This window comes from Nocardia albiluteola, from assembly GCF_018860155.1.
Classification (GTDB): domain Bacteria; phylum Actinomycetota; class Actinomycetes; order Mycobacteriales; family Mycobacteriaceae; genus Nocardia; species Nocardia albiluteola.
Map to the genome: position 1 here is coordinate 50,699 of NZ_JAHKNI010000010.1, position 25,019 is coordinate 75,717.

Annotated in this window: 21 protein-coding genes and 1 pseudogene; 8 read left to right on the plus strand and 14 right to left on the minus strand. The window is 66.7% G+C overall.

Annotated features, from left to right (window positions below):
• Window positions 1-2 precede the first annotated feature (2 nt).
• The 6 genes and pseudogenes from KO481_RS27255 to KO481_RS27275 all read right to left on the minus strand — a co-directional run bounded on the left by KO481_RS27255 (window position 3) and on the right by KO481_RS27275 (window position 7,578).
• On the minus strand, window positions 3-326 hold the full coding sequence (locus KO481_RS27255; RefSeq protein WP_215921173.1) for a hypothetical protein: 324 nt from the start codon (window positions 324-326) through the stop codon (window positions 3-5).
• A gap of 173 nt (window positions 327-499) precedes the next feature.
• Entirely contained in the window at window positions 500-1,603 is a 1,104-nt protein-coding gene (locus KO481_RS27260; RefSeq protein WP_215921175.1) for an AfsR/SARP family transcriptional regulator, read from the minus strand.
• Window positions 1,604-2,875: 1,272 nt separating this feature from the next.
• Window positions 2,876-2,992: pseudogene (locus tag KO481_RS45020) on the minus strand (class 1b ribonucleoside-diphosphate reductase subunit beta); the annotation flags it as partial.
• A 91-nt stretch (window positions 2,993-3,083) separates the two neighbouring features.
• Window positions 3,084-4,046, minus strand: coding sequence for a class 1b ribonucleoside-diphosphate reductase subunit beta (gene nrdF / locus KO481_RS27265; RefSeq protein ID WP_215921177.1), 963 nt, complete (start codon window positions 4,044-4,046; stop codon window positions 3,084-3,086).
• Between the two features lie 339 nt (window positions 4,047-4,385).
• Complete coding sequence (locus KO481_RS27270) at window positions 4,386-4,934, minus strand: hypothetical protein (RefSeq protein ID WP_245401615.1); 549 nt, start codon at window positions 4,932-4,934, stop codon at window positions 4,386-4,388.
• Between the two features lie 55 nt (window positions 4,935-4,989).
• Window positions 4,990-7,578: a sensor histidine kinase gene (locus KO481_RS27275; protein WP_215921179.1), complete on the minus strand. Its 2,589-nt coding sequence runs from the start codon at window positions 7,576-7,578 to the stop codon at window positions 4,990-4,992.
• Window positions 7,579-7,827: 249 nt separating this feature from the next.
• On the opposite strand from KO481_RS27275, the gene kdpA reads away from it, so the two are divergent.
• Window positions 7,828-9,495: a potassium-transporting ATPase subunit KdpA gene (gene kdpA / locus KO481_RS27280; protein ID WP_215921181.1), complete on the plus strand. Its 1,668-nt coding sequence runs from the start codon at window positions 7,828-7,830 to the stop codon at window positions 9,493-9,495.
• A 123-nt stretch (window positions 9,496-9,618) separates the two neighbouring features.
• Complete coding sequence (locus KO481_RS27285) at window positions 9,619-9,873, plus strand: hypothetical protein (RefSeq protein ID WP_215921183.1); 255 nt, start codon at window positions 9,619-9,621, stop codon at window positions 9,871-9,873.
• A gap of 161 nt (window positions 9,874-10,034) precedes the next feature.
• Here KO481_RS27285 and KO481_RS27290 read toward each other — a convergent pair whose 3' ends face one another.
• A complete protein-coding gene (locus KO481_RS27290; protein ID WP_215921185.1) occupies window positions 10,035-11,225 on the minus strand; it encodes an erythromycin esterase family protein in 1,191 nt (396 codons plus the stop codon).
• Between the two features lie 113 nt (window positions 11,226-11,338).
• On the opposite strand from KO481_RS27290, the gene KO481_RS27295 reads away from it, so the two are divergent.
• Complete coding sequence (locus tag KO481_RS27295; protein ID WP_215921627.1) at window positions 11,339-12,067, plus strand: MerR family transcriptional regulator; 729 nt, start codon at window positions 11,339-11,341, stop codon at window positions 12,065-12,067.
• On the opposite strand, the gene KO481_RS27300 is transcribed toward KO481_RS27295, so the two are convergent.
• Window positions 12,050-12,892: an oxidoreductase gene (locus KO481_RS27300; protein ID WP_215921187.1), complete on the minus strand. Its 843-nt coding sequence runs from the start codon at window positions 12,890-12,892 to the stop codon at window positions 12,050-12,052. The two genes, KO481_RS27295 and KO481_RS27300, sit on opposite strands and share 18 nt — an antisense overlap.
• A gap of 94 nt (window positions 12,893-12,986) precedes the next feature.
• Between KO481_RS27300 and KO481_RS27305 the strand changes: the two genes are divergently transcribed.
• Window positions 12,987-13,619: a helix-turn-helix transcriptional regulator gene (locus tag KO481_RS27305; RefSeq protein ID WP_215921189.1), complete on the plus strand. Its 633-nt coding sequence runs from the start codon at window positions 12,987-12,989 to the stop codon at window positions 13,617-13,619.
• 199 nt (window positions 13,620-13,818) lie between these two features.
• Here KO481_RS27305 and KO481_RS27310 read toward each other — a convergent pair whose 3' ends face one another.
• Together KO481_RS27310 and KO481_RS27315 are read right to left on the minus strand one after the other, a co-directional pair.
• Window positions 13,819-14,796 carry a quinone oxidoreductase family protein gene (locus KO481_RS27310; RefSeq protein ID WP_215921191.1) on the minus strand — a complete coding sequence of 326 codons (978 nt, stop codon included), beginning with the start codon at window positions 14,794-14,796 and terminating at the stop codon, window positions 13,819-13,821.
• Window positions 14,797-14,946: 150 nt separating this feature from the next.
• A complete protein-coding gene (locus KO481_RS27315) occupies window positions 14,947-15,252 on the minus strand; it encodes a hypothetical protein (protein WP_215921192.1) in 306 nt (101 codons plus the stop codon).
• Between the two features lie 240 nt (window positions 15,253-15,492).
• On the opposite strand from KO481_RS27315, the gene KO481_RS27320 reads away from it, so the two are divergent.
• Window positions 15,493-16,119, plus strand: a complete 627-nt coding sequence (locus tag KO481_RS27320) for a hypothetical protein (protein WP_215921193.1) — start codon at window positions 15,493-15,495, stop codon at window positions 16,117-16,119.
• Between the two features lie 7 nt (window positions 16,120-16,126).
• The gene (locus tag KO481_RS27325) at window positions 16,127-19,006 is read left to right on the plus strand and encodes a M48 family metalloprotease (protein WP_215921194.1); all 2,880 of its coding nucleotides are present in this window, start codon (window positions 16,127-16,129) and stop codon (window positions 19,004-19,006) included.
• Window positions 19,007-19,076: 70 nt separating this feature from the next.
• Here the strand turns inward: KO481_RS27325 and nrdE are convergent, their stop codons facing one another.
• From nrdE to KO481_RS27345, 4 genes are all read right to left on the minus strand, one after another.
• Window positions 19,077-21,158 carry a class 1b ribonucleoside-diphosphate reductase subunit alpha gene (gene nrdE, locus KO481_RS27330; RefSeq protein ID WP_245401634.1) on the minus strand — a complete coding sequence of 694 codons (2,082 nt, stop codon included), beginning with the start codon at window positions 21,156-21,158 and terminating at the stop codon, window positions 19,077-19,079.
• A gap of 65 nt (window positions 21,159-21,223) precedes the next feature.
• Entirely contained in the window at window positions 21,224-21,688 is a 465-nt protein-coding gene (gene nrdI, locus KO481_RS27335; RefSeq protein WP_215921195.1) for a class Ib ribonucleoside-diphosphate reductase assembly flavoprotein NrdI, read from the minus strand.
• A gap of 57 nt (window positions 21,689-21,745) precedes the next feature.
• Complete coding sequence (locus KO481_RS27340) at window positions 21,746-21,979, minus strand: redoxin NrdH (RefSeq protein WP_215921196.1); 234 nt, start codon at window positions 21,977-21,979, stop codon at window positions 21,746-21,748.
• 716 nt (window positions 21,980-22,695) lie between these two features.
• On the minus strand, window positions 22,696-23,262 hold the full coding sequence (locus KO481_RS27345) for an NAD(P)H-dependent oxidoreductase (RefSeq protein WP_215921197.1): 567 nt from the start codon (window positions 23,260-23,262) through the stop codon (window positions 22,696-22,698).
• 153 nt (window positions 23,263-23,415) lie between these two features.
• Here KO481_RS27345 and KO481_RS27350 point away from each other — a divergent pair, with 153 nt between their 5' ends.
• Together KO481_RS27350 and nadE are read left to right on the plus strand one after the other, a co-directional pair.
• Entirely contained in the window at window positions 23,416-24,048 is a 633-nt protein-coding gene (locus tag KO481_RS27350; RefSeq protein WP_372452145.1) for a TetR/AcrR family transcriptional regulator, read from the plus strand.
• 119 nt (window positions 24,049-24,167) lie between these two features.
• Window positions 24,168-24,992 carry an NAD(+) synthase gene (gene nadE, locus KO481_RS27355; protein WP_215921209.1) on the plus strand — a complete coding sequence of 275 codons (825 nt, stop codon included), beginning with the start codon at window positions 24,168-24,170 and terminating at the stop codon, window positions 24,990-24,992.
• Window positions 24,993-25,019 lie beyond the last annotated feature (27 nt).

Here is a 25,019-nt window from a genome sequence, read left to right on the forward strand (position 1 = left end):
TGTCAGAAGGCCGTAGCGGCATCTGCCTCGTTGGTCGTCGCGTTGCCTGCCGCCGCGATCAGCCCGCTGCTGTATCCGTCCAGCGCGGCGGACATCTGGGTACTGCCGTCCCGCAGATTTTCCTTGGAGGAGCCGTAACCCGGAGTCGTTCCCGAGGTCTGCTCGAACTGAGTTCCGTAGCTGTCGCGTCCCCAGGTCTCCTGACCGAACGAGGCCAGATCGGAGAACAGGCGCCCGACCGTGGCGTCGAATCTCTGCTGGGCGTCGAGCAGCAGCCGGCCTGCCGACTCCACATCCGCTGGGACAACAATGATCTGGTCCGCCACGATGCGCACCTTCCTTCCTCACGCGAGGTGCCGACACCTCACGACCCGTCCGGACGCCCACCCGTAATGTGCGCGGCAGCGTAACACCCGACAACCAGACGGGTCAGCCGGCCGCTGTCATTTCGGCATCAATTGCCAGCGCACGACCGCTGCTGGCACCGCGATTGGATCGATCAGCTACCTGACTGCACAGGCGGCGTAGCAAACCTGTTGACGGTTTCAGGGAGCCGTCCGCAGGCGTCGGAGAGGATCTTGCGTTCCGGTATCGAACCGTCCGGTGCCGCATCCCGGACGAACACCCGGGTGCGGGAGTCCGGGCCGTAGCCTCCGGGCCCGGTCGACTCCAGCAGCCCGCGTCGGATCAGCTCGAGACCAACCTGTTCCGCGCGCTGGTTGTCGCACACGATTACCGCGACCAGCGCCGGATCATCCGGCGGCAGCGCCGCCCACAGCCCATGCACCAAATCCTGCGGCGCCGGCGAATCCGGTGGTACGGCCGGTCCTGCCGGCGGCGGCAGCGACCTGGCCGGTTCGTCGGCGAGAATTTGCCGGTGCAGCTCGGCGAGCGCAGGTCCGGGCTCGATGCCTTGCTGCCGCACCAACAGCCGACGGATCTGCTGGTATACCTCCAGTGCCGCGGCCCGGCGCCCCGAGCGGTACAAGGCGGTCATCAGCAGCGCCCGCAGCTGCTCGGACAGCGGCTCGGCCGCGATCAGCGCCTCCAGATCGGCTATAGCGTTGCCGTAATCGCCACGATCGATAGCGATCTCGACGCCGGTCTCGTGCAAACTCAGCAGCAGCCGGCGCAGCCGGGCGCGCTGACCAGCGGCCCAGGGCCCGGGCACCCCCGCCAGCGGGTCACCGCGCCAATAGCCGAACGTCTGCCGCACAGTGTCCTCTGCCGCAGCGAGCCGACCCTCCCGCCGCGCAGCCGCCACGGTGGCCCGTAGCCGTTGCACGCGATCAATGTCGAGCTCCAACGCTCCGTCGAGACGATAGCCACCCGGCTCCGACGACAGCGTGACCGGTCCGGCCCCGAGTAGTTTGCGCGATGACCACACGTAGTTACGCACTGCACCAAGCGCCGACCGCGGCGACTCCAGGCCCCACACGCCCGCAATAAGCTCGTCCACCGATACCTCCCGGCCCCGCGCGAATGCCAGCATGGCCAACATCGCTTGCTGTTTAGGGGGTATCTGCGGCACGGGCTGTCCGGTGGACCCGTCCGGGTCGACAACCAGCTGCACCGGTCCCAGCACCGAAAGCATCAATGTCATTCGCCTACCTACTTTCACTGCGGCGCATCACTGCGAAAGCCGAAAGTAGCGACAGCTACATGATCATTTCGTGATCGTCTCCGCTTCGCGCGCCGCAATCGCGTGGCTGTGCCGCATCCACAGCGCCTCGGCAGCGTCGCCCACGACATAGCCCTGGACCGCGCACGTCTTTTACTGTTACGACCCGGCGAAGATGCAAACCTCGCCGCCGGCCGACGGCTCGACACCTGGAACCTGGGTCAACCAGCGCAGCGCAGGAAGCCGGCTCGGACTCGTACCGCGGACCGGAAGGCCGCAGGAGCATCCCGCGCGCCTATCTTCACATGCCCATCAGCTCGTTATCGAATCCATCCAGCGCAATGGCTATTCGGCTGCTACCGGTGCGCATGGTACGCGTAGATACCGATCGAATATCGACCAACAATGGCATCCATTGAATTCTTGGCGTCGGGAATGGGCCGACCGGCCGCCTGCACCCGCTCCGGCAAAATTGCCCTCGCCCGCCATGATACCCATCTCCTGCCTTGTGTTGCGGTGCCAGCGCACCACCTGACAATCAATCGGACGCCACCCACGATGTGCCGGTAGCGTATCACCGCATGACTTGAAACGGCCGGCCGCAGAATAAATTTTCAATCTAGCGGAATAATTTTTCGATCAAGTCGAGTGTCGACGGTCACGTAATTCCCTGGCCTGCCGTCACGGAATTCCTCCGGTTGGCAGGCTTCCGGATGCCGGCGAAATGATAATCTCGGGCCCACCGACCAGCACCGGGTGGTTAATTCAGTGAGCGGCCGGATCTACTCCGTGTCCCACCACCATGCGGTTTCGGAATCTCCACCGCCCGCACTGCCAGAGGGCACCAACCCCCCGACGACATCCGATTCCGTACCTCGAGCCGATTCCGGTTTCGATGCCATCTTCCCCGTCGCTCACCACGACGGTCTTCAGCCAACGCGGCATGAGGCGGTTCGCGACCTCCCTCGACAGGGCGACCCCGAGGGGCCACAACCTTCATCTCCCGTGCAGCACCGCATCGTGTGAGTACGCGATCGCGGCTGTGGATCCGGCGGCGGCCAAAGGCCGAGCACGCGCCGCGGTCGCCGCCGCCCTCCTGCGGCAGTTGCCCGTCGTGGTCACCCGCCGCGTCGCCTGGAACCCGGCCCTGGCCGGCCTACCCACGAAGGAGGTGATCGACAGGCCGCCTAGACCTTGCCGATCACGTAGCCCGAGCCGGAGCCGGAGCATGTCACCGTGTGGTTCTCGCCCCCCTCAGAACTCCCAGTCCTCATCCTCCGTATTCACGGCCTTGCCGATCACGTAGCTCGAGCCGGAGCCGGAGCATGTCACCGTGTGGTTCTCGCCCACAGCCGGACTCAGAACGCCCAGTCCTCGTCCTCCGTGTTGACCGCCTTGCCGATCACGTAGCTCGAGCCGGAGCCCGAGCATGTCACCGTGTGGTTCTCGCCCACAGCCGGACTCAGAACGCCCAGTCCTCGTCCTCCGTATTCACGGCCTTGCCGATCACGTAGCTCGAGCCGGAGCCCGAGAAGAAGTCGTGGTTCTCGTCCGCGTTCGGGGACAGGGCCGAGAGGATGGCGGGGTTGACGTCGGTTTCGTCCTTGGGGAACAGGCCCTCGTAGCCGAGGTTCATCAGGGCCTTGTTGGCGTTGTAGCGCAGGAACTTCTTGACGTCCTCGGTGAGGCCGACCTCGTCGTAGAGATCCTGGGTGTACTCGACCTCGTTCTCGTACAGCTCGAACAGCAGCTCGAAGGTGTAGTTCTTGAGCTCCTCGCGCTCGGGCTGGGACAGCGCCTCGAGGCCCTTCTGATACTTGTAGCCGATGTAGTAGCCGTGCACCGCCTCGTCACGGATGATCAGGCGGATCAGGTCGGCGGTGTTGGTGAGCTTGGCCCGCGAGGACCAGTACATCGGCAGGTAGAAGCCGGAGTAGAACAGGAAGCTCTCCAGCAGCGTGGAGGCCACCTTGCGCTTCAGGGGCTCGTCGCCGCGGTAGTAGTCGAGCACGATCTCGGCCTTGCGCTGCAGGTTCCGGTTCTCCTCGGACCAGCGGAAGGCATCGTCGATCTCGCGGGTGGAGCACAGCGTGGAGAAGATGGAACTGTAGCTCTTGGCGTGCACCGACTCCATGAACGCGATATTGGTGTACACCGCCTCCTCGTGCGGGGTCAGCGCATCGGGGATCAGGCTCACCGCACCGACGGTGCCCTGAATGGTGTCCAGCAGCGTCAGGCCGGTGAAAACCCGCATGGTGAGCTGCTTTTCATGCGGCGTCAGCGTATTCCACGACGGAATGTCATTGGAGACCGGAACCTTCTCGGGCAACCAGAAGTTGCCTGTGAGCCTGTCCCAGACCTCGGCATCCTTCTCGTCGGGCACCCGATTCCAGTTGATCGCAGACACCCGATCAATCAGCTTCACGCCCGCTCACTCACCCTTCTCACCTCGCCGGACCTTGCGGAATTCCCTCACCCACAACACTACTACTGGGGGCCGACAACGTTACGCAGCACAACCCCTTGTGTCCTCCCGGGGTCCTGCGGAGATGCGTGCGGGCGTGCGGCGCCCCACACCGATACGGCAGGGCCGGCGACATGCACCTCGTCACACGGGTTCGCGACACAGACGACGGCTCTCCGGAGGACCCGAGGTATGCCCACAGTTTGCCAGATGTCGGCTCGCGGCCCGATCCCGCCCACCGGTCAGCCCGCCACCGGTAACCCCTTCGAGGCCCGGGCGATCTCCTCCCCTACGCCCCGCCTACATGGTCGCGGTGACCTCGGCCTCCACATCGGGCCATGTACGGGTGGAGGTCACCCAGTCCGGAGCGGGTTGGCGCTGCGCGCCGAACCAGAACAGATGGGGCACCAGCCCGCGCAGCGCGATGTGCACATCGAGGCGGTCGTCGATCATATGGGTGATGCCGAGCTCGGCGCAGTGGACGGCCTTGTCGGCCCGGGCTCGGCAGAATCTCACATGCTCACGCGGAATTCCGGTGCGGCCGTAAAGATCATGATGGTCGAGCCATTGGCGGGTGCGCTGCTCGATGCGCGGGCCGCACTTGGAGATGATCCAGGTCTCGTCGAATCGCGGCACCAGCCTGGCGAGCACCTCGAGGGCCCCGGGGCTGGGCGGGGTACGCATGGCCTGCTCGACGCCGCCGGACAGGAAAACCGTATCCGCCGCACCGGGTTCGGTCGTCGCGCCTTGGATGACGCGTCCGAAATCGACGCCCAGGCGTTGGGGGACAGCATGTTTCCCCGATGTCGACAACTCCCCCGATCGCGGGCCCGTGAATGAACCGGACATGGGCTCAGAGTGCCGCCGACATCCGGTGTCCGCAACCGATTTCTCCCCGACGAACTCACCGTCCGATCGTCGGCAATCCCTTCGGGTCACCGATCATCTCGCCGTCCGCGAGGTCGAGGGCGATGCGGCCGTCCACCGCGGGCAGCGCGATGATCATGGTGAGCCCGCCGCCGGGAGTCTCGTCCGGGATCAGCGATCCGCCCATCGCCTCGACCAGGCCGCGCGCGAGCGCCAGGCCCAGGCCCACCCCGGAATGATTGTCCCGGTCGTCGAGCCGCTGGAACGGCTGGAAGATCTGATCCCATTGCGGCACGGGAACTCCCGGACCGTGGTCGATCACCCGTAGCTGAATCAGATCGCCGAACGCGCTCGCGGTGACCAGCACCCCGCTGTCACCGGGCGCGTAGCGCAGGGCATTGCGAATCACGTTGTCCAGCGCGCGATCCAGCAGCACCGAATCCACCACCGCGTCGGGGAGTTCCGCGGCGATGCGCACCTGTACCGCGGCCGCGGCGGGACCGAGATTGGCCACGGTGTCCTCGATCATCGAAGCGATGGCGACGGGGCGCGCGGCGATTCCGAGCACCCCGGCCCGTAATCGGCTCAGGTCCAACAGGTTTCCGACGAGACGGTCCAGGCGGCGCAGGGAGGTGGCGGCCACGTCGAGCAGATCGTGATGCTGCTCCTGGGTGAGCAGGCCGTCGCTCTGCAGCCCGTCGACCGCCGCGATGGCCGCGGCCAGAGGCGTGCGCAGGTCGTGCCCCACCGAGTTGAGCAGGGCCGTGCGCAACCGGTCCGCCTCCTGCAGCGGCCGGACCTCCTGTGCGGTCCGGGCCAGCCGTTCGCGGCGCAGCGCCGCCACGGCCTGAGCGGCGAACGCCTCCAAGATCTTTCGATCCGAGGAGTCCAGCACCCGACCCCGCAGCGCCAGCACCATATCGTCGCCGATCGGGATCGCGGTGACGGCCTCGTCGGGGCTCGCGCACGGCCGCTCCCCGGCGCTCGCGATGGCCTGCCAGCGCCGCGGTTCGCTCTGACGCCCCGGCGTCACCGGCATGCCCGGTACCCGTTCGAGCAGCGTTACCGATTCCAAAGTGTATGTGTGCCACAGGCGTTCGAGAATTGCCGCGGCGGTGTCCTCGCCACGCAAGACGCTCCCGGCCAGGGTGGCCAGCACGCTCGCATCCGCGCTCGCGGCCGCGGCCTGCCGCGTCCGTCGCGCCGCGAGTTCGACCACGACCGCGACGGCCGCACCCACCACCAAATAGACCGCCAACGCGAGCATGTTCTGCGGATCGGCCACGGCGAACGAATGCAGCGGCGGCGCGAAATAGTATTCGAGCAGCAGGAATCCGACCACGGCCGACATGATCGCCGGGTACATACCGCCCACCAGAGATACCCCGACCACCGCGAACAGGTAGATCAGGATGTCACTGGTCAGCGACAGCTCGGTGCGCAGAGTGCACAGCACCGCGGTCACCAGCGCCAGCAGGGCCGAGCCGACGCCGAATCCCCATAGTCGTCTGCCGAGGCTCAGCGCCGGGGAGCGCCCGGCGCCGCGGCCCCGCCCGGCGTGCTCGTGATTGACCAGATGAATGTCGATCGTGCCGGAGCGCACCGCGGTCTCCGCGGCGACTCCGCGAGAAAGCAGGGGCGCCAGCCTGTTCCGGCGCGAGGTCCCCAGCACCAGCTGGGTCGCGTTGACCGCCTGCGCGAATTCCAGCAGGGCGGTCGGAATGTCGTCGCCGACCACCTGATGGTAGGTGCCGCCCAGGCTCTCGATCAGACCCCGCTGGCGTTCGAGATGCACCGGGGCCGAACGGATCAGCCCGTCGATGCGGGTGATGTGTACCGCGAGCACATCCGCGTGCGAGCGGGCCGCGATTCGGGCCGCGCGCCGGATGAGGGTGTCCCCCTCCGAACCTCCCGACAGCGCCACCACGACACGTTCGCGGGACTCCCAGGTGCTGGCGATGTTGTGTTGTGCGCGGTAGTTCGCCAGCTGCTCCTCGACCTTGTCGGCCACCCAGAGCAGCGCCAATTCCCGCAGCGCGGTGAGGTTTCCGACCCGGAAGTAGTTGCTCAGCGCCGCATCGATGCGCTCGGGCGGATAGATGTTGCCGTGTGCCATCCGGCGGCGCAGCGCCTCGGGCGTCATATCGACCAGCTCGACCTGATCCGCGCGGCGCACCACCTCGTCGGGGACGGTCTCGCGCTGGGAGACCCCGGTGATGTGCTCGACCACGTCGTGCACCGACTCCAGATGCTGGATGTTCACCGTGGAGATCACGTCGATGCCGGCGTCCAGCAGCTGCTCGATGTCGCGCCAGCGCTTCTCGTACGGGCAACCCGGGGTATTGGCGTGTGCCAGCTCGTCCACCAGCACCACCTGCGGGGCCCGGTGGATCACCGCGTCGGTGTCCATCTCGGTGAAAACACCACCGCGATACCGGACCTCACGACGCGGGACAACCTCGAGCCCCTTCATCGCCGCTTCCGTGTGCACGCGCCCGTGCGTTTCGACCAGGCCGATGACCACGTCGGTACCGCGGGCGGCGCGGCGACGAGCCTCCTCGAGCATGGCGAACGTCTTGCCGACTCCCGGGGCGGCGCCCAGGTAGACACGAAATGTCCCTCTCACCCGAACTCCATGATCACCGACTCAGTGAATGACGGGCCGACCCCGGTGGTCTCCGCCGACGCGCCGCGACACCAGCTTCGGCGTCGCCTCTACCATCCTGACCGGCGGCAACGCCATGTTCACGGATCGACCCGAAATCCTGACGTTTTGAAAACACCCCCGCCCGGATCTCGTCAGCATCCGCGACACACCCGTAGTAATGCCGCATGGATATCCGATCCGGGCCTGCGAGGTTCCTATTCTTCGCCAATGGCGGAACCACAGTGGGAGACGGCGGCGTGGCTGCAGGTCACCGCGGTCATCATCATCATTGCCGCGGTGCACGTTCCGCTGGGCGACTATATGGCCCGGGTGTTCACCAGCAGCCGTGATCTGCGGGCGGAGCGAGCGATCTACCGGCTGGTCGGCGTGGAGCCGCGCGACGAGCAGAACTGGAAGAAGTATCTGGGTTCGCTGCTGGCCTTCTCCGGAATCAGCGTGCTGAGTTTGTATGCGCTGCTGCTGATTCAGCAGTATCTGCCAGCACCGTGGGGGCGTCCGGGCATGACCCCGGCGCTCGCATTCGACACCGCGGTCAGCTTCGTCACCAACACCAGCTGGCAGAACTACTCCCCCGAGCAGATCATGGGACATTTCGGCCTGATGGCCGGGCTCGGCGTGCAGGCGTTCGCGAGCGCAGCGGTGGGCATCTGTGCGGCAATGGCCCTCATCCGCGGATTGTCCCGGCATCGCACCGACGAGGTCGGCAACTTCTGGGTCGATCTGATCCGGGGCATCGTGCGAATCCTGTTGCCGATCGCGGCGATTCTGTCGCTGGTGTTCCTCCTCGCGGGCGTGGTGCAGGGCGCGAGCCCGGTCGAGGTGCACACGATCACCGGCGGTAGCCAGACGATTCTGCGGGCACCGGCCGCCTCCTGGGAGCCGATCAAGCTGATGTCCGGCGACGGTGGCGGTGCGTTCAATGTCAACAGCGCGCACCCGTTCGAGAACCCGACGCCGTGGACCAATGTGCTCGAGATGGTGGCGATGCTGCTCATTCCGGCCTCGCTGGTCCGCACCTTCGGCGTGATGGTCGGCGACAAGCGACAGAGCTGGGCCCTGCTCGCGGTGGTCGGATTCCTGTTCGCGCTGGGTCTGGGCCTGATGATGGGCGCCGAGGCGCACGTCGGCCAGACCGTCGTGCAGGCCGCGGGAGCCGCCGCCGAAGGCACCGAGACCCGCTTCGGCGTGCCGGGCTCGGCCGTGTTCGGCCAGGTCGCGACCGCGACCGCGGACGGCGCCGCCAATTCCGCCTACGACAGCTTCACCAGCTTCGGCGGCGCGGTGCTGATGGGCAACATGATGCTGGGCGAGGTAGCGCCGGGCGGTGCGGGCAGCGGCCTGTACGCACTGCTACTGATGGCCCTGCTGGCGATGTTCCTGGGTGGCCTGATGGTCGGCAAGACGCCCGAGTATTTGCAGAAGCGGGTGGGCGCGCGGGAGACCAAGCTGGTGGGCCTGTTCATCCTGACCGGTCCGGCGGTGATCCTGACCGGGACCGCGATCGCGATGACGCTGCCCGGCGAAAGGGCGGCGATGGCCAACACCGGCGCGCACGGGTTGTCGGAGGCGCTGTATGCCTTCACCAGTTCCGTCGCCGGCAACGGCAGCGCCTTCGCGGGCCTGAGCGGCAACACCACCTGGTGGAATACCGCGCTGGCCGTCGCCATGCTGCTGGGCCGCTACCTGCCGATGATCTTCGTGCTGGCGCTGGCGGGCAGCTTCGCCGCGCAGCAGCGCGGCGTGGTGACCGTCGGCCACGTCGCCACCCATCGGCCCATGTTCGTCGGCCTGGTCGTCGGCACGACACTGGTCGTGGTGGGACTGGAGTACTTCCCCGCCCTGGCGCTGGGCCCGCTCGCCGACGGCCTGCATTGACCGAAACCCGTTGGGCGGCATGGCCTGTCGCCCAACGGTGGTGCGACACTCAGGACACCATCAGGACGCCGAATCCGGGAACTACGGCGTTCGACTGCGAATTACAGCAAGGCCGGTTTCATCATGGCGTTCCGCCACGCCGATCGACGCGTCGCCCGCGAGATGGGCCTGCCGTTCGGCCCCTGCGATCTCGCGCGGGTCGCGGTGACCGCCCCGTTCCTGATCGGACGGCTGCTGGTCGTGATGGGCGCGACCCTCGTGCGCAGGTTGCGCCCACTCGTCGACCGGTACGTCGCCCGGCTCGTCGAGCGCCGGTTGGCGACCTACGGAAATCCCGAATTCGTCACCGATTCAAGGACTTACACTCCTGCAGGTTGATCACCCGCACGCATCCCTGACCGATAACTGTCACCACCGATTTCACCCGCCGCCCCTTGCGGGCGGGTGAACAGGCGCACACCGCGACGATCGCGCGTCGGCCACGGCCGGCGCGGCGGGGAGAGCGTCTCATTGCGAACATCATCCGACATCGCGTGTGGTTACCAGTATTTGTGCTGCTTTCCGTCGGTATCGGCAATGAAGACAACAGCATCGGCGCGCTCGACCTCCGACGGTTGCAGTACGAGGTGACCGGGCACGATCGGTTCGCCGGCGCGGATCGACGGAGGAAGCGCGGCAAGCAATTCCGGCACCGGGAACATCGCGCGACGGGTGGTCGCCTCGGCCAGCCTCGCCTGCAGCGTGCCGGGATCGCTGCCCGGCCGGGCGTCGCTGGCCACGAACACGTAGCGCCCGCCCAGCGCGAGCTCGACCAGCGCGCCGGCGTTCCCCCAGCTCGCCTCGCCGGACGGATGACGTTGCAGGTGATGGTTGTGCGCGAACACCATGCTGGGCCCGCGTCGCCGCTCCCGCGCGCGCATCGCGAGCAGGTTCTCGGCCATCATCTCCGAGCGCACGCTGCCCAGGGTTTCGATGCGATCGGGCGCGGCAAGGGCCATTGCCGCGTGATAGCGGAGCAGGCCGACGGCGGTGCGGGCGTGGGCAACCGCGAGGTCGTAACCCGCCGGGTCGGCGGGGCGCAGGCCGGGGCCCACGCGGTGCAGCGCGGCGGCGAGGTCGTCGGCGACGATGCGCAGCGCGCGGGCGCGTTCGGAGTTGCCGATCGACGCCGCCGGGTCGAACATCGCGGCCTCGTTCGACCAGTCCGAATCCGGCCCGAGCAGCGCATCGAGATCGCGGGCCGATTCCGGTCGCTGTGCGGCGGGCAGATGGTCGACGACGGTGGACAGTGCGCGTCGCGGGCTCGGCGCGGCGTAGAACTCCAGCGGCGCGTCGAAGCCGTAGAAGCGCACCCGATCCCCCGGCTCGCGATCGGCGTTGTGCGCCCGGAGCCATTCGACGAGTTCGCGATTGCCCGGAATGTCGCCGAAGCCGTGGCTGAATCCGGTCGTGAGCACCTCCTCGATCGCCGCCGCACCCCCGTTGACGTAGTCGTCGACGAGCGAGGCGGCGAAGACATCGGTCTCCAGTGCGATCGACCGGCATCCGCGCTCGACGAGATGGGCGAGGATGTCGTTGCGCAGCAAGGGAAATGCGACGATGCCGTGGGTCGGCTCGCCGAGGGCGAACAGGGCGGGCGGCTCGGCGAGCAGTTCGTCGAGGGCACGGCCCAGGCCCGCCGGGTCGTCGAGTTGGCGCGCCATCGGACGCAGTGAGGTGGCAGCAGACATGAAAGACCCCTTCGAGTAGCAACTCCCCTCGACGATATCGTTGAAGAATCGTGTGAGACTTTCACAACGTTCACCGATGTTCGATAGCCCGAAGCCTCAATCGGAGGTGCACCCTGCGACCCATCGATCTCGCCCGGGAACACGGCCTGTCCGCCCAGGCGATCCGCAACTACGACGATGCCGGAATCCTCCCGACGACCGCGCGCAGCGAGACCGGATACCGGCGCTACACGCCCCTGCACGCGCAGGCCCTGCGCGCCTTCCTCACCCTGCGCAGCGGTCACGGGCACCAGCAGGCGACCGAAATCATGCGCGCGGTGAACCAGGGCGATGCCGAATCCGCCTACCGGCTCATCGATGCCGCGCACGTCGCGCTGCGCACCGAACGCAGCACCCGCACCGAGGTCGCCGCCGCACTGGGCACGCTGTCCACCGGCACTCCCCGGATCGCTGGTCCGCCGCTGACCGTGGGCGAACTCGCGCGCCGGCTCGGCGTGCACCCGGCAACGCTGCGCACCTGGGAGTCCGAGGGCATCCTGCACCCCGAACGCGACAAGGCGACCGGCTACCGCACATACGGTCCGGACGCCGTGCGCGACGCCGAGATCGCCCGCCAGCTTCGCCGCGGCGGATACCTCCTGCAGCAAGTCGCGCGCTTCCTCGAATCGCTGCACGAGGCGGGCGGGACCGACGCGTTGAGCGCCTTCCTCGACTCCTGGCAGGCTCGCCTGAACACCCGCAGCCGCAACCTGCTCGCCGGTGCCGCCCAGCTCGACACCTATCTCACCCTGCTCGATCGGGCGCAGCGGCCGGAGGGAGACGTATCAGCCGATCAGGGCTAGATCCTCGTCGGTGAGCTTCAGGCTTCCGGCTGCGATGTTCTCTTCCAGATGCTTCGGGTCCGAGGTGCCGGGGATCAGGAGGATCACCGGGGAACGGGCCAGGAGCCAGGCCAGGGCGACCTGCTGGGGGGAAGCGTTGTGGCGGGTGGCCACGGTGTCGAGGTGTTCGGTCAGCAGGGGCGCGAAACCGCCCACCGGGAAGAACGGGACGAAGGCGATTCCCGCCTCCTCGCACGCCTCGATCAACGGGTCGTCGCCGCGCATAGCGACGTTGTAGGCGTTCTGCACGCAGACGAAGGGAGCGAGGTCGCGAGCCTGGTCGAACTGGGCGCGGGTGATGTTGGAGATGCCCAGGTGCTTGATCAGGCCCTCTTCCTGAAGTTTCGCCAGCGCGGTGAGCGGCTCGGCCAGGGAACCCTCGGCCGGGGCCAGGTTGTCGCCGACACGGAGGTTCACCACGTCGATCTGGTCGATGCCGAGGGTCTCGAGGTTGATCTCGACGTTCTTGCGCAGGCCGTCGGGGGTCAGGCCGGGGTCGATTGCGGCGAACTTGGTAACCAGGACCAGGTCGTCCGGATACGGGTGCAGGGCCTCACGGATCAGCTCGTTGGCGTTGATGCCGTCACGGTCGTAGAACTGCGAGGTGTCGATGTGGTTCACGCCCAACTCGACCGCGCGACGCAGGACCGCCAACGCTGTGTCGCGGACGGGCTGTTTGCCCTGCGGCCAGCCGGTCAGCTTCATGGCACCGAAGCCGACCCGGTTTACCTGGAACGATCCCAATCGCCCCGTACCTGCCGCGCGGGCAGAAAATGTCTCTGTCATGCCTCCAGCCTTGACCTTCGGTTCGCCACGCGCAGTGATTGGCAACAAGCTGCCGCGGATTGACGCCGAACCTACCGGCCGGGACACTCGAGGCATGGTCCAAACACAGCAGGTCACGGTCGTGCGCAGCGCACGGGAGCTGTTCGAGAGCACCACGCACCTGTTCGAACGCGCCACGACCAGCCTCGATTGCGCCGCCAAAGACTTCATCACCTGGCACAACGTCCGGCACGACCAGATCGGCCCCGACGTGGCGATGCGCAAGCTGTACCGGCCCTCGGCGCTGCTGGACCCGTCGCTGTCGCAGCATCTGCACACCATGGTCGAGCGGGGCGCGGGCGTGCGGATCAGCGACGAGGAGATCAATGAGACGATCATTCTGGACCGCAAGACCGTCATCCTCGCTGGCGACACCTCCTTCGGAGAACGCAGCTACAGCATCATCACCGTCCCGGAGGTCGTCCACGGCGTGCTGTCACTGTTCGACGCCGCCTGGCGCGCCGCGACCGACTTCGCCGTCTACGACCACGACGCCGCCGACCTGCGCCTCCTCGCCCCCCGCATCCTCGACCACCTCAACACCGGCGCCACCGACGAGGCCGCGGCCCGCGCCCTGGGCCTGTCGGTCCGCACCTACCGCCGCCGCGTTGCCGAACTCATGTCCGCCCTCGGCGCAACCTCCCGCTTCCAGGCGGGCGCCCGGGCACAGGAGCTCGGCCTGATCTAGACCTTCGCCCAGCTCGATGCCTACCTCACCCTGCGCGGCCGGGCGTATCCGTGCTCAGCGTGGGTCGTCGTCGGCCGCGACCAGGGTCGCGCCCTGAATGACGCGGCCGAAATCTACGCCAAGACGTTGGGAGACAGCGGTTTTCCCGGGCATTGGACCATTTCCCCGATCGCGTAGCCGTCGTCGCCCGCCTGCCGGATCAGCCGTTGATCGCGAGAAGCAGTTTGCCGGTGGAGGTACGGCCCTCCATCAGGCGATGAGCGTCGGCCGCCTCGGCGAGCGGGAATTCGGCGGTGATCGAGAGCTCCACGTCGCCGGTCGTGACCAGTTCGAAGGCGCGAGCGGCGATGTCGTGCAACACTTCCGGCGCGCTGGCGCTCAGCTCGAGGATCGAGAAACCGGAGACGGTGCGGCCCTGCGGAAAAAGTTCGGGCGCGCCGACCTTCCAGGCGGACTCTCCACCGGCATTGCCGTAGGAGACGAGTCGGCCGAACCGCGCCAGCGACTCCAGTCCCCGGCGCAACGTCTGCCCGCCGATCGAGTCCAGCACCAGGTCGACACCGCGACCGTCGGTGGCACGGCGGACCTCGTCGTCGAATGCCTCGGTAAGAAAGGCGTCGTCGTAGCCGACCTTGCGCGCATAGTCCGCCTTGGCGGCGCTGGACACCACGCCGTACACCGCGCCGGCGCCGGCCAGCTTGGCGATCTGCCCGGCCACGGTTCCGACCCCGCCCGCCGCGGCCTGCACCAGCACGGTCTCGCCCGGTTGCAGCCGGCCCACGGTATGCACCAGCGCGTAGGCGGTCGGCAGCACCGTGGGAAGTGTTGCGGCGGTCCGCAGATCGATGCCCTCGGGCACCGCGAACACCTTTGCGGCCGGGACGACCGCAACCTCCGCGTAGGCGCCGCCGTCGGTGATCGCCGCGACGGGCTGACCGGCGGTCACCCCCTCAACGCCCGCGCCGATCGCCCGGACCCGGCCGGACAGCTCGACCCCGGGAACGAACGGCAGCCCCGGCACCCGATATCCGATCGTCCGCGCCTGCAGATCGGCGAAATTGACCCCGACGTACTCGACGTCGATCGATATCTCTCCCACCCCCGGCTCCGGTACCTCGAGCTCCACCAGCCGCAACACATCCGGCCCACCGAACTCGTCGAAGCGCACACCACGCATACCGCAACCTCTGCTTTCTCCATACATTTGCGTCGAGGATCCTAACCCTCGCCACCGCGGCACGGGAGCCTCGTTCCTTGACGTAACGCAGGAATGGCGTCCTCGGCGATCACCGAAACTGCCGCCCGCACAACGACTTCTGCGACATGCTCATGAACCCCCGCGCCGCTTGCGCCGACCGCGACCGGCGTTGCGCCGTCGGCGCCGCTGCGCCGCGAGCAGCTCGGCGCGCGCACGCTCCACATCCTCGAGCGCCGTCCGCCGAGGACGCAGCCACCGCCGCAATCTCGGAGACCGCGACGCCGGCCCGATGGAATACCCGAGGACAAGGAACAGCAGACCCACCCCGAACAGCCAGAACGGCCACACCCGATACCACACGACGTAGTCCCAGATCATCGCGCCGAGCCACCCTGCCAATGTGGACACCATCCGGATGCGTTCTCGCTTGATCACACACCCCCGATAGAACGACGTTCAGCCCATCGTACGTACGAGTGCATGCAGCTCACGCAGCCCTCCACCTCTAGACCTCCCACTTGCCGGACCTCGGGTAGTCACGCGCCCCGGGCTCGGCGGACGACTGACCGCATCGAAAGTAGGTGCCGCACACCGATTTTTGACGCCACATAGTGATTGTTGCGAGTGTGCCGGAGTAGGCTGGGCCACATCGATATTCGCCGATTGGGGGCTCGCATGGACCAGTATGTGGTTCGGGATGTCGTTCGCGACGTGATCGGTGACGTCGCGGTCAATGAGCTGTTCATCGTCGATGGGCTCGGCCTGTACGACGACGATACGGTGATTCGTCGGCTGAAGCGGGGCGGCAAACGTAACGAGCCGCTCGGATTCGGAGTCGAAGAGGTCACCGCGCTGGCGACGCCGGTGCTGTGGCTGGCGCTGGACGAGATGGCAAAGCGGCTGGCGGGCCGGGCCGCCGACGGGGCGGTCACGGGGGTGAAGGGGGTGCTGCGCAAGGTCTTTCACAAGGAGACCGGGAAGAAGACGCTCCCCGAACTGTCCGAGGAGGAGCTCGCGGAGGTGGAGCGGCTGCTCGTCGAGCTGGCAGCCACGCGCGGGCTGGATTCCGAACTCGCACAGACGATCGCGACCGTCACGATGGCACGGCTGCGAAAGGATCCGGTGCCGGGGGATCCGGATACGACCGAAAAGCCCAGCACGGCAGGCAATTCAGCGCAGCCTGACTCGACGGCGGTAGGTGATTCGGCGCAGTCCGTCCCCGCCACGGCCGATGATTCGCCGAAGTCCAGCCCCACTACGGCCGACAATTCCACGGAATCCGGCCGTACCACGACCGCGTAGGCACCCGATGCGGCCAGGTCGGCTCGCCCCGTACGTCCCCGCGGCACAATCACCCGCACCGCAGGTCGACGATCGATCCATCGCGGCCGGGACCACCGTGCGGTTCATCCTGTTGACCGTCCTGATTGTCGTCGCGGCCGGATCTATGGCGCAGGACGTCGTCGCCGCCCGCATGAGAAGTTGGGGATGCGCGCTGGCCGCGGGCGCCGACCCGAATGCAGGCACGATGGCGATGATCGAGGCGATGCAACGCCAGTCCGAGGCACTGAAGGACTGTTCGGACCGGTACGAACCCCCGACCCCGTGGTGGATTCCGCCGTGCGTCATCGCAGTGCTGATGGTTGCAGCCGTGGTGGTATTCGCGATACTTATCCGCCCACGATCTGGCCGCCGCGATATCCCCATCGAACGACTGCACGGCTATGCGGATCTCACGCCGGTCTTGGCCGAACTGGTGAGCACCGCCGAGATTGGCCGGTCGGTCCGCTTCGTGGTGGACCCAACGGCCCTGTCTGCGGGCGCGGTCGTGACCGGCCGGACGCGGCGCCCGACCGTCCGGCTCCACGGCGGGTTGCTGACCCGAATGGTCGAGGAGCCTCAGCGTTTTCGGGCAGTCGTACTGCATGAGCTGGCGCACATCTACAATCGCGATGCGACCCCGACCTATGCCACGGTCGCGCTGTGGCGGGCATTCGCCGGTGCGGTGCTGGTGCCCTATCTGGTGTGGGCGGTCTGGACTCTCCCCGGCTTCGGTACCGATAAATGGCTCGACGATATCCCTTATGCCGTCCGTAATCTGGCGATGACGGCGGTCCTGGCCGTCCTGGTATATCTGGTCCGGGCCGATGTGCTGCGCACCCGTGAGATCTACGCTGATCGCACGGCCGTCCGGTGGGGCGCCGACCCTCGCGGCTGGGTGATCCCCGAGCCGCGGCAGCTCCCGAATCCTCTGCGCCGCATCGCCGAACGCACGATCGAACTGTTCCTCACCCATCCTCGATGGGGTCTTCGCCGACGTGCCCTCGACGACCCCTCCGTACTGTTCGACATCTCCGGCCTGCCGATCCTGTCGATGGGAGTCGCGGCCTCGCTGATCAGCGGGCGATTATCCGAACTGCTGACATACCTGATGGTCCCGTTCACACTGAAGGCCGACCTATCCGCGATGGCGGCCGCCGCGCTGATGACCGGCGCGGTCGGATTCACGGTGTGGCGACGGGCGATCTTCGGCGTGATCACCGCCACACGCCCCGCCACCGGCCTGCGGCTGGGCATCTGGTTCGGCATCGGATTCGCCCTGGGCGAGCTGGTCCTGAATCGGGTCACGGTCAGCGACTGGTTGCCGGACTATCCGGTGGCCCTGCTGTTGCCGATTCCGATCGGCATGTTCTATGGCTGGTGGGCAACGCGGTGCACCGAGCTCTGGGTGACGGCATGGCCGGGACGATCGGACCGAATTCCGTTCTGGATCAATATTATCGGCGGCTTTCTGGTCCTTACCGGAATTTTCGCGTGGTGGGGCGACAATGCCCTGGTCTTCTCCACATGGGCATTTCAGGCCGATACCGCGACGCTCATCAGCCAGAAGATAGCCGTCGCGGACGGCTGGCCTCTGCACCTGGCAATCATTGTGCTCATTCTGAATGCCGGGGTCAGCAATTCCCCGTTCACCGCGGTCGCGCTCACCGCGGTATGGCTGACTCCCCTGCTCCTGTGGGCCGTCGCCGCCGGCGGCCTGGCACCATGGCGGCTGCGGTTCGTGCGAGCCGCCGAGGTCGTCACGCCACCGCACACCCGGCCGCTACCCTCGCTGCGTGACATTCTCGCCGCAGCGGCGGCGGGTGCGATCACCGTCTGGGGTACCGCCGTACTCGTCGCGATGGTGGTGCACACGCTCTGGCCGCCGCCGACGCAGGCACCCGGGTGGGCACCGCTCATCTTCGTTCTGCCCTATCTGCTTCCCGCCGCTGCGGGCAGTATCGTTGCCGCGGCCACGGCCGCCCGCGGCCGTCGAGACTCCCTGCTCGGCACACTGATCGCCGTTCAATTAGGACTTCTGGTCGGTTGGATCGGTATCGGGACGCTGATGTCGACCGACGGGTGTATCGCCCCGCTGACGACAACGATGCGCGGCTGCCGCTGGAACCCCGGCTCGGCCATCCTGTTCCTGACCGAATGGATGCCCTTGGTCCTGGCCGGTGGTGTACTGGCCGCGGCGGTGGTCTCCGCAGCCGCACCTCTGTTGCGGTACCCGAAACGTTCCCGAGTCCGCCGGCCGATGCGTACACTCACCGCGCGGCGCATCGTGGCGGCGACGCTGTGCGTCATAGCGATCGGCGCGGCGACCGCCATGGCGTGGGGCCAGGTACGCAGCGATAACAGCGACCCGCACGCGTTCGAGACGCTCGCGGCCCAGCAGGAGGTGGCCTCCCCGACATCGAAATTCGTTCTGGGGAACCAGGTTGTCGCCTGGTTCCATTACAGCGACAACATGACATACCGCATAGACAACGACATCTTCACATTCATAAACATTCTGACCGCCAATAACGGCTCCCTCGACGGCACAATCTCGCAGCAGATCGGCTCGCGATGCCTCGACCTCGCGGATATCGTGCCCGAGGCAAGGCGATACTTCCGGATCTCGGATCCGCAATCGGAAAGGCTGTGGGAGGCGGTGATCGACGGAATAGATCACGGCAGCCGGGACTGCGCGGCAGCGGTCGCGACGGTGGCACTCCCACCGGACCAGACCACCGCTCAGCAGGACGCCTACGGCTCCGCCCGGCTCGACGCCGCCGTCACGGAGTTCCGTGCGGCCGACGACGCCGACGCCGCGCTCCTTCAACGGATCCGCGATCTCGGAGGCCCCGCCCTGCCCCACTGACGGCGACCGCCCGTCCGGAAATGCCAAGAGGCGCCCCGGTGAACCGGAAGCGCCTCTCGCACAATAACTGCTACAGCATGCAGGACACGCAGCCCTCGACTTCGGTTCCCTCCAAAGCCATTTGGCGGATGCGGATGTAATACAGCGTCTTGATGCCCTTGCGCCAAGCGTAGATCTGGGCGCGGTTGACATCGCGGGTGGTGGCGCTGTCCTTGAAGAACAGCGTCAGCGACAGGCCCTGGTCCACGTGCTGGGTGGCGGCGGCGTAGGTGTCGATGATCTTCTCGTAGCCGATGTCGTATGCGTCGGCGAAGTATTCGAGATTGTCGTTGGTCAGGTAGGGCGCCGGGTAGTAGACGCGCCCGATCTTGCCCTCCTTGCGGATCTCGATCTTCGAGGCCACCGGGTGAATCGAGCTGGTGGAGTGGTTGATGTACGAGATCGATCCGGTCGGCGGCACGGCCTGCAGGTTCTGGTTGTAGATGCCGTGGGCCATGACCGAGGCCTTCAGCTCGCGCCAATCGTCCTGGGTCGGAATGTGCACCCCGGCCTCGGCGAAGATCTCACGCACCCGCTCGGTCTCCGGCTTCCACGCCTGCTCGGTGTACTTGTCGAAGTATTCGCCCGTGGCGTACTTGGACTCAGGGAATCCGCCGAAGGCGCGGCCGCGCTCGATGGCCAGCTTGTTCGATGCCCGAACCGCATGGTACGCAACGATATAGAAGTAGATGTTGGTGAAATCCACACCCTCCTCGGATCCGTAGTGGACCCGCTCCCGCGCCAGATACCCGTGCAGGTTCATCTGCCCCAGGCCGATCGCGTGCGAGGAGTTGTTGCCCTGCTCGATGGAGGGCACCGAGTAGATGTGGGTCTGATCGGACACTGCGGTCAGCGCCCGGATCGACACCTCGATGGTCTGCCCGAAATCCGGTGAGTCCATGGCCTTGGCGATGTTGAGCGAGCCGAGGTTGCACGAGATGTCCTTGCCCACGGTGGCATAGGACAGATCGTCGTTGAACACCGAGGGCGTGGAGACCTGCAGGATCTCCGAGCACAGGTTCGAGTGGGTGATCTTGCCCTTGACCGGGTTGGCCCGGTTCACCGTGTCCTCGAACATGATGTACGGGTAGCCGGACTCGAACTGCAGCTCGGCGATGGTCTGGAAGAACTCGCGCGCGTTGATCTTCGACTTGCGGATGCGCTTGTCGTCGACCATCTCGTGGTACTTCTCGGTGACGTTGATGTCGGCGAACGGCACACCGTAGATGCGCTCGACGTCGTACGGCGAGAACAGGTACATGTCCTCGTTCTTCTTCGCCAGCTCGAAGGTGATGTCCGGGATCACCACGCCCAGCGACAGCGTCTTGATGCGGATCTTCTCGTCCGCGTTCTCCCGCTTGGTGTCCAGGAAGCGGTAGATATCGGGGTGGTGCGCGTGCAGATACACCGCGCCCGCGCCCTGCCGCGCGCCGAGCTGGTTGGCGTAGGAGAACGAATCCTCGAGCAGCTTCATGATCGGGATGACGCCCGAGGACTGGTTCTCGATCTTCTTGATCGGCGCGCCGTGCTCGCGAATGTTGCTCAGCAGCAACGCGACACCGCCGCCGCGCTTGGACAGCTGCAGCGCGGAGTTGATCGAGCGCCCGATGGACTCCATGTTGTCCTCGATGCGCAGCAGGAAGCAGCTGACCGGCTCGCCGCGCTGCTTCTTGCCCGCATTGAGGAACGTCGGGGTGGCCGGCTGGAAACGGCCTCCGATGATCTCCTCGACCAACTGCTGCGCGAACACCTCGTCGCCGTCGGCGAGGGTCAGCGCGACCATGCAGACCCGGTCCTCGAACCGCTCCAGATACCGCTTGCCGTCGAAGGTCTTCAGCGTGTACGAGGTGTAGTACTTGAACGCGCCCAGGAAGGTCGGGAACCGGAACTTCTTGGCGTAGGCCTGCTGGAACAGCTTCTTCACGAACGCCCGGCTGTACTTGTCCAGCACCTCGGGCTCGTAATAGTTCTCCTCGACCAGGTAGTCGAGCTTCTCGTCGAGGTTGTGAAAGAAGACCGTGTTCTGGTTGACGTGCTGCAGGAAGTACTGCCGCGCCGCGGCCACGTCCTTGTCGAACTGAATCTCCCCCTCGGGGCCGTACAGATTCAGCATCGCGTTGAGGGCGTGGTAGTCCAGCCCCTCGGCGGATGCGGTGTCGACGGTGCTGACCGGACGCTCTAGGCGGGCCGACTTACCGGCAGGTGCTGTTGTCGTTGCCAAAACACTCCCAATCCCTCTCGGACGCGTTCGACGTCCTCGGCAGTTCCCATGAGTTCGAAGCGATACAGGTAGGGCACCCCGCATTTGCGCGAGATCAGCTCTCCCGCATAGCAATACGTATCGCCGAAGTTCGTGTTGCCGGCCGCGATGACGCCGCGCAACAACGCACGATTGTGCGGATCGTTGAGGAACCTCGCCACCTGACGGGGGATGAAGTCCTTATCGGATCTGTTGCGACCCAGAACGTGCCGACCTCCCCCATAGGTGGGGCAGATCAGCACGTAGGGCTCGTCGACGCGAAGCGAGTCGGCTGTGTGAAGCGGAATGCGAACGGCCTCGAGGCCGAGCCGTTCGACGAACCGGTGCGTGTTCTCCGAGGCGCTCGAGAAGTAGACCAGGTTCGGCGTCTTGTCCGTTGCCATGGCCTACTTCCCCTTCCCAGTTGAACGCTGTCGGAGCAACAGCAACCGCTGCGGCGGCTAGGCCGCCTGCATGGCTAGAGCCTTGATGCGATCCGGGCGGAAGCCGGACCAGTGATCCTCACCCGCGACGACGACCGGAGCCTGCAGATAGCCCAGGGCCATGACGTAGTCGCGCGCTTCGGGGTTTTCCGAGATGTCGACAACCTCGTAATCGACACCGGCCTTGTCCAGGGCGCGGTAGGTGGCGTTGCACTGGACGCAAGCGGGCTTGGTGTAGACGGTGACGGTCATGAGTATCCCTCTCTCCTGAGCCTTTGAATCCGTATGCAGTGCAGGACTGAGCACGATCCACGATGTACTGCGCAAACCCTTGGAAGCTGGCCCTGACCACCTGGTCGCGAGGCCGCCGGCGGCCGCTGGGCCGCGTCGTCTTCCAGTGCTCAAGACACTACACCTAGTGGCCGACAGATTCATACAGCACGACATGTTGCGAGTCACATTGGTGGAATTCGGTCGGCGTAAGTACCTGGACAGTCGATTCGCAACGCGACACGACTGTGGTGCGGATCACGATTTCGTACCGTAGCTTATTCTCAGCAAACTAAGTTCTAGCCCTTGCCACACGAATCTCGCGCGTCTCGCCGGTCCCGTAAATCCCATCCGCAACGAACCTCCTGGCAACACGCCCGCCGACCCGACGTCACGATCGCGACACGCCGCGTTCAACCGGCACTGGAACTCCGCCGGCGCCGCTCGAAGCAGACGCCCCGCGTTTGCTCGCCACCGAAACCCGGCCCCCGGAACGACGGACAGGCCCCCGACACACGACCGGGCCGCCCCGTCGCATCGGACGGAGCGGCCCCGGTCATCCCTCATCGCACCCGAATCGCCGCCACAGCGACCCGCATCGGCGATGTTCCCACCGGCGAACACTCACATGTTCACGGCGGCGCCTCGCCGGGCGATGTTGTCTCGTGTTGTTCTGCTCAGCGCGTCCGGACCCGCCCTCAGGCGTTCACCGACTCCTGCACGGCCTGGACCAACTCGTGCACCGCGGCGGCCAGCTCGGTCAGCGCCTCGGCATCGTCACGCGGGTGCGACTCGGCGAAACGCTGCCCGATGACGCCGAAGTGCAGGTGCGCGCCCTCGACCACCGAGGCGCCCGCCACGCCGAGCACCTTGACCGTGTCGCCATGCGACCACTTGGCAGCGTTCGGGCTGATCGACGCGCTCACAACGGCGGCCGGCTTGCCCTTGACGACGCCCTCTCCGTACGGACGCGAGGCCCAGTCGATGGCGTTCTTCAGCGCGGCCGGAATCGAGCCGTTGTACTCCGGAACGAACAGCAGCAGGCCGTCGACGGCGGCGATGGCCTCGCGCAGCGCGGTCGCGGCCGCCGGCACGCTGCCGGCCACGTCGATGTCCTCGTTGTAGAACGGGATCTCGCCGAGCCCCTCGTAGATGCTGATCTCGACGCCCTCGGGAGCGGTCTGCACCGCAGCCTCGGCCAGCTTCCGATTGATCGAGCCGGAGCGCAGGCTACCGACGAGAGCGAGGATTCGGGTCTGGGACATGATGTCACTCCTTAATGTGTCGAGGCGGTCGCTGCCGCAGTCACGTAGAATAACCGGACCATGGTCCGCTTTCATCCCGATCAGCAGGGGGTAGCTTCTGTGAGCTACGACACGACCCAACCGAGGTCGCCGATCACCAGAACGGCGCTGCCGATCGAGGCGGTGTCCGATCCGACCGCGCAGCATCCCCTGGCCGCGGCCCTGCCCGTCGCCGGGGAAACCGCCGAGCGCAGCGATGCGGCCCGCAACCGTCAGCTGCTCCTGGACGCGGCCGAACAGCTCGTGCGCGAATGCGGCGCCGACGGCGTCACCATGGACGCAGTGGCCAAGCTCGCCGGTGTCGGCAAGGGCACCGTATTCCGCCGCTTCGGCAGTCGTTCCGGGCTGATGCTCGCACTACTGGACCAGTCGGACCGGAAACTCCAGGCAGCGTACATGTTCGGGGACCCGCCGCTGGGCCCGGGTGCGCCGCCGGCGCAGCGGCTGATCGCCTTCGGGCGGGCGCGGTTGTCCCTGGTCGAGGTCGAGGGCGAGACGCGCCGGGCCGCGGACCTCGGGGGCAGTTACGGCAATGCGCCCTACGCCGTCATGAAAACCCATGTGTCGCTGCTGCTCCGGCAGGCCGGGGCGGCCGGGGAGATCTCGCTGCTGGCCGACAGCCTGATCGCCACGCTCGACGCCGCACTGGTGCTGCACCAGATCCGGGTGCTGGGATACACCATCGACCAGGTCGGGGACAACTGGGAGCGCCTGGTGCGCTGGGTTCTCGCGGACGCCCGCGCATGATCCGCCGAGCACTCGCAAACGCCCACGCATGACCTGCCCAGTTTCAGCGAGCGGCCGAGCATGATGCGCCGGGTGCCGGCCGGCGCCGCGGGACCGGCGGGCTCGGTAGAGTGACCGGCGTGGGTACTCTTCGCCAGGCCATAGTCGCCGAATTGGGTGTGCAGCCGGTCATCGAGCCGAAGGTCGAGGTGCGCCGGCGCATCGATTTTCTCAAGGATTTCCTGCGCTCCACTCCCGCAACGGGTTTCGTGCTGGGTATCAGCGGCGGCCAGGACTCCACGCTGACCGGGCGGCTGTGCCAGCTGGCAACGGAGGAACTGCGCGCCGAGGGGCACGAGGCGACGTTCGTCGCGGTGCGGCTGCCGTACGGTGTGCAGGCCGACGAACACGACGCGCAGATCGCGCTGCGATTCATCCGGCCGGACCGCTCGATCGAGGTCAACGTCAAGCCCGGCGCCGACGCGGTGGCCGCGGAGGTAGCCCGCGGCCTCGACGAGGCGGAGCTGCGCGATTTCGTGCGCGGAAACATCAAGGCGCGCGAGCGCATGGTCATCCAGTACGCCCTTGCCGGGCAGTTGAACATGCTGGTCGTCGGCACCGATCACGCCGCGGAGGCGGTCACCGGATTCTTCACCAAACACGGCGACGGCGGCGTGGACCTCACCCCGCTCACCGGCCTGACCAAGCGCCAGGGCGCGGCGCTGCTGCAGGAACTCGGCGCACCTCCCAGCGTCTGGGAGAAGGTGCCCACCGCGGACCTCGAGGACAACCGCCCCGCCCTCCCCGACGAGGTCGCCCTGGGCGTGAAATACGCCGAGATCGACGACTACCTGGAGGGCCGTGAGGTCAGTTCCGATGTCGCCGCCACGATCGAACGAATCTTCCAGGCCACCCGCCACAAGCGGACCGTTCCCGCCACACCGATCGATACGTGGTGGAGGTAGCGCCGAACACCGGTGTGCTTGTGCCGA

Bases quoted from the DNA above. Each gene is read 5' to 3' on its own strand.
- KO481_RS27260 (WP_215921175.1), bottom strand. From the start codon at position 1,603: ATGACATTGATGCTTTCGGTGCTGGGACCGGTGCAGCTGGTTGTCGAC.
- KO481_RS27270 (WP_245401615.1), bottom strand. From the start codon at position 4,934: ATGTCCGGTTCATTCACGGGCCCGCGATCGGGGGAGTTGTCGACATCG.
- kdpA (WP_215921181.1), top strand. From the start codon at position 7,828: ATGGCGGAACCACAGTGGGAGACGGCGGCGTGGCTGCAGGTCACCGCG.
- KO481_RS27285 (WP_215921183.1), top strand. From the start codon at position 9,619: ATGGCGTTCCGCCACGCCGATCGACGCGTCGCCCGCGAGATGGGCCTG.
- KO481_RS27290 (WP_215921185.1), bottom strand. From the start codon at position 11,225: ATGTCTGCTGCCACCTCACTGCGTCCGATGGCGCGCCAACTCGACGAC.
- KO481_RS27300 (WP_215921187.1), bottom strand. From the start codon at position 12,892: ATGACAGAGACATTTTCTGCCCGCGCGGCAGGTACGGGGCGATTGGGA.
- KO481_RS27305 (WP_215921189.1), top strand. From the start codon at position 12,987: ATGGTCCAAACACAGCAGGTCACGGTCGTGCGCAGCGCACGGGAGCTG.
- KO481_RS27310 (WP_215921191.1), bottom strand. From the start codon at position 14,796: ATGCGTGGTGTGCGCTTCGACGAGTTCGGTGGGCCGGATGTGTTGCGG.
- KO481_RS27320 (WP_215921193.1), top strand. From the start codon at position 15,493: ATGGACCAGTATGTGGTTCGGGATGTCGTTCGCGACGTGATCGGTGAC.
- KO481_RS27325 (WP_215921194.1), top strand. From the start codon at position 16,127: ATGCGGCCAGGTCGGCTCGCCCCGTACGTCCCCGCGGCACAATCACCC.
- nrdE (WP_245401634.1), bottom strand. From the start codon at position 21,158: ATGCTGAATCTGTACGGCCCCGAGGGGGAGATTCAGTTCGACAAGGAC.
- nrdI (WP_215921195.1), bottom strand. From the start codon at position 21,688: ATGGCAACGGACAAGACGCCGAACCTGGTCTACTTCTCGAGCGCCTCG.
- KO481_RS27340 (WP_215921196.1), bottom strand. From the start codon at position 21,979: ATGACCGTCACCGTCTACACCAAGCCCGCTTGCGTCCAGTGCAACGCC.
- KO481_RS27345 (WP_215921197.1), bottom strand. From the start codon at position 23,262: ATGTCCCAGACCCGAATCCTCGCTCTCGTCGGTAGCCTGCGCTCCGGC.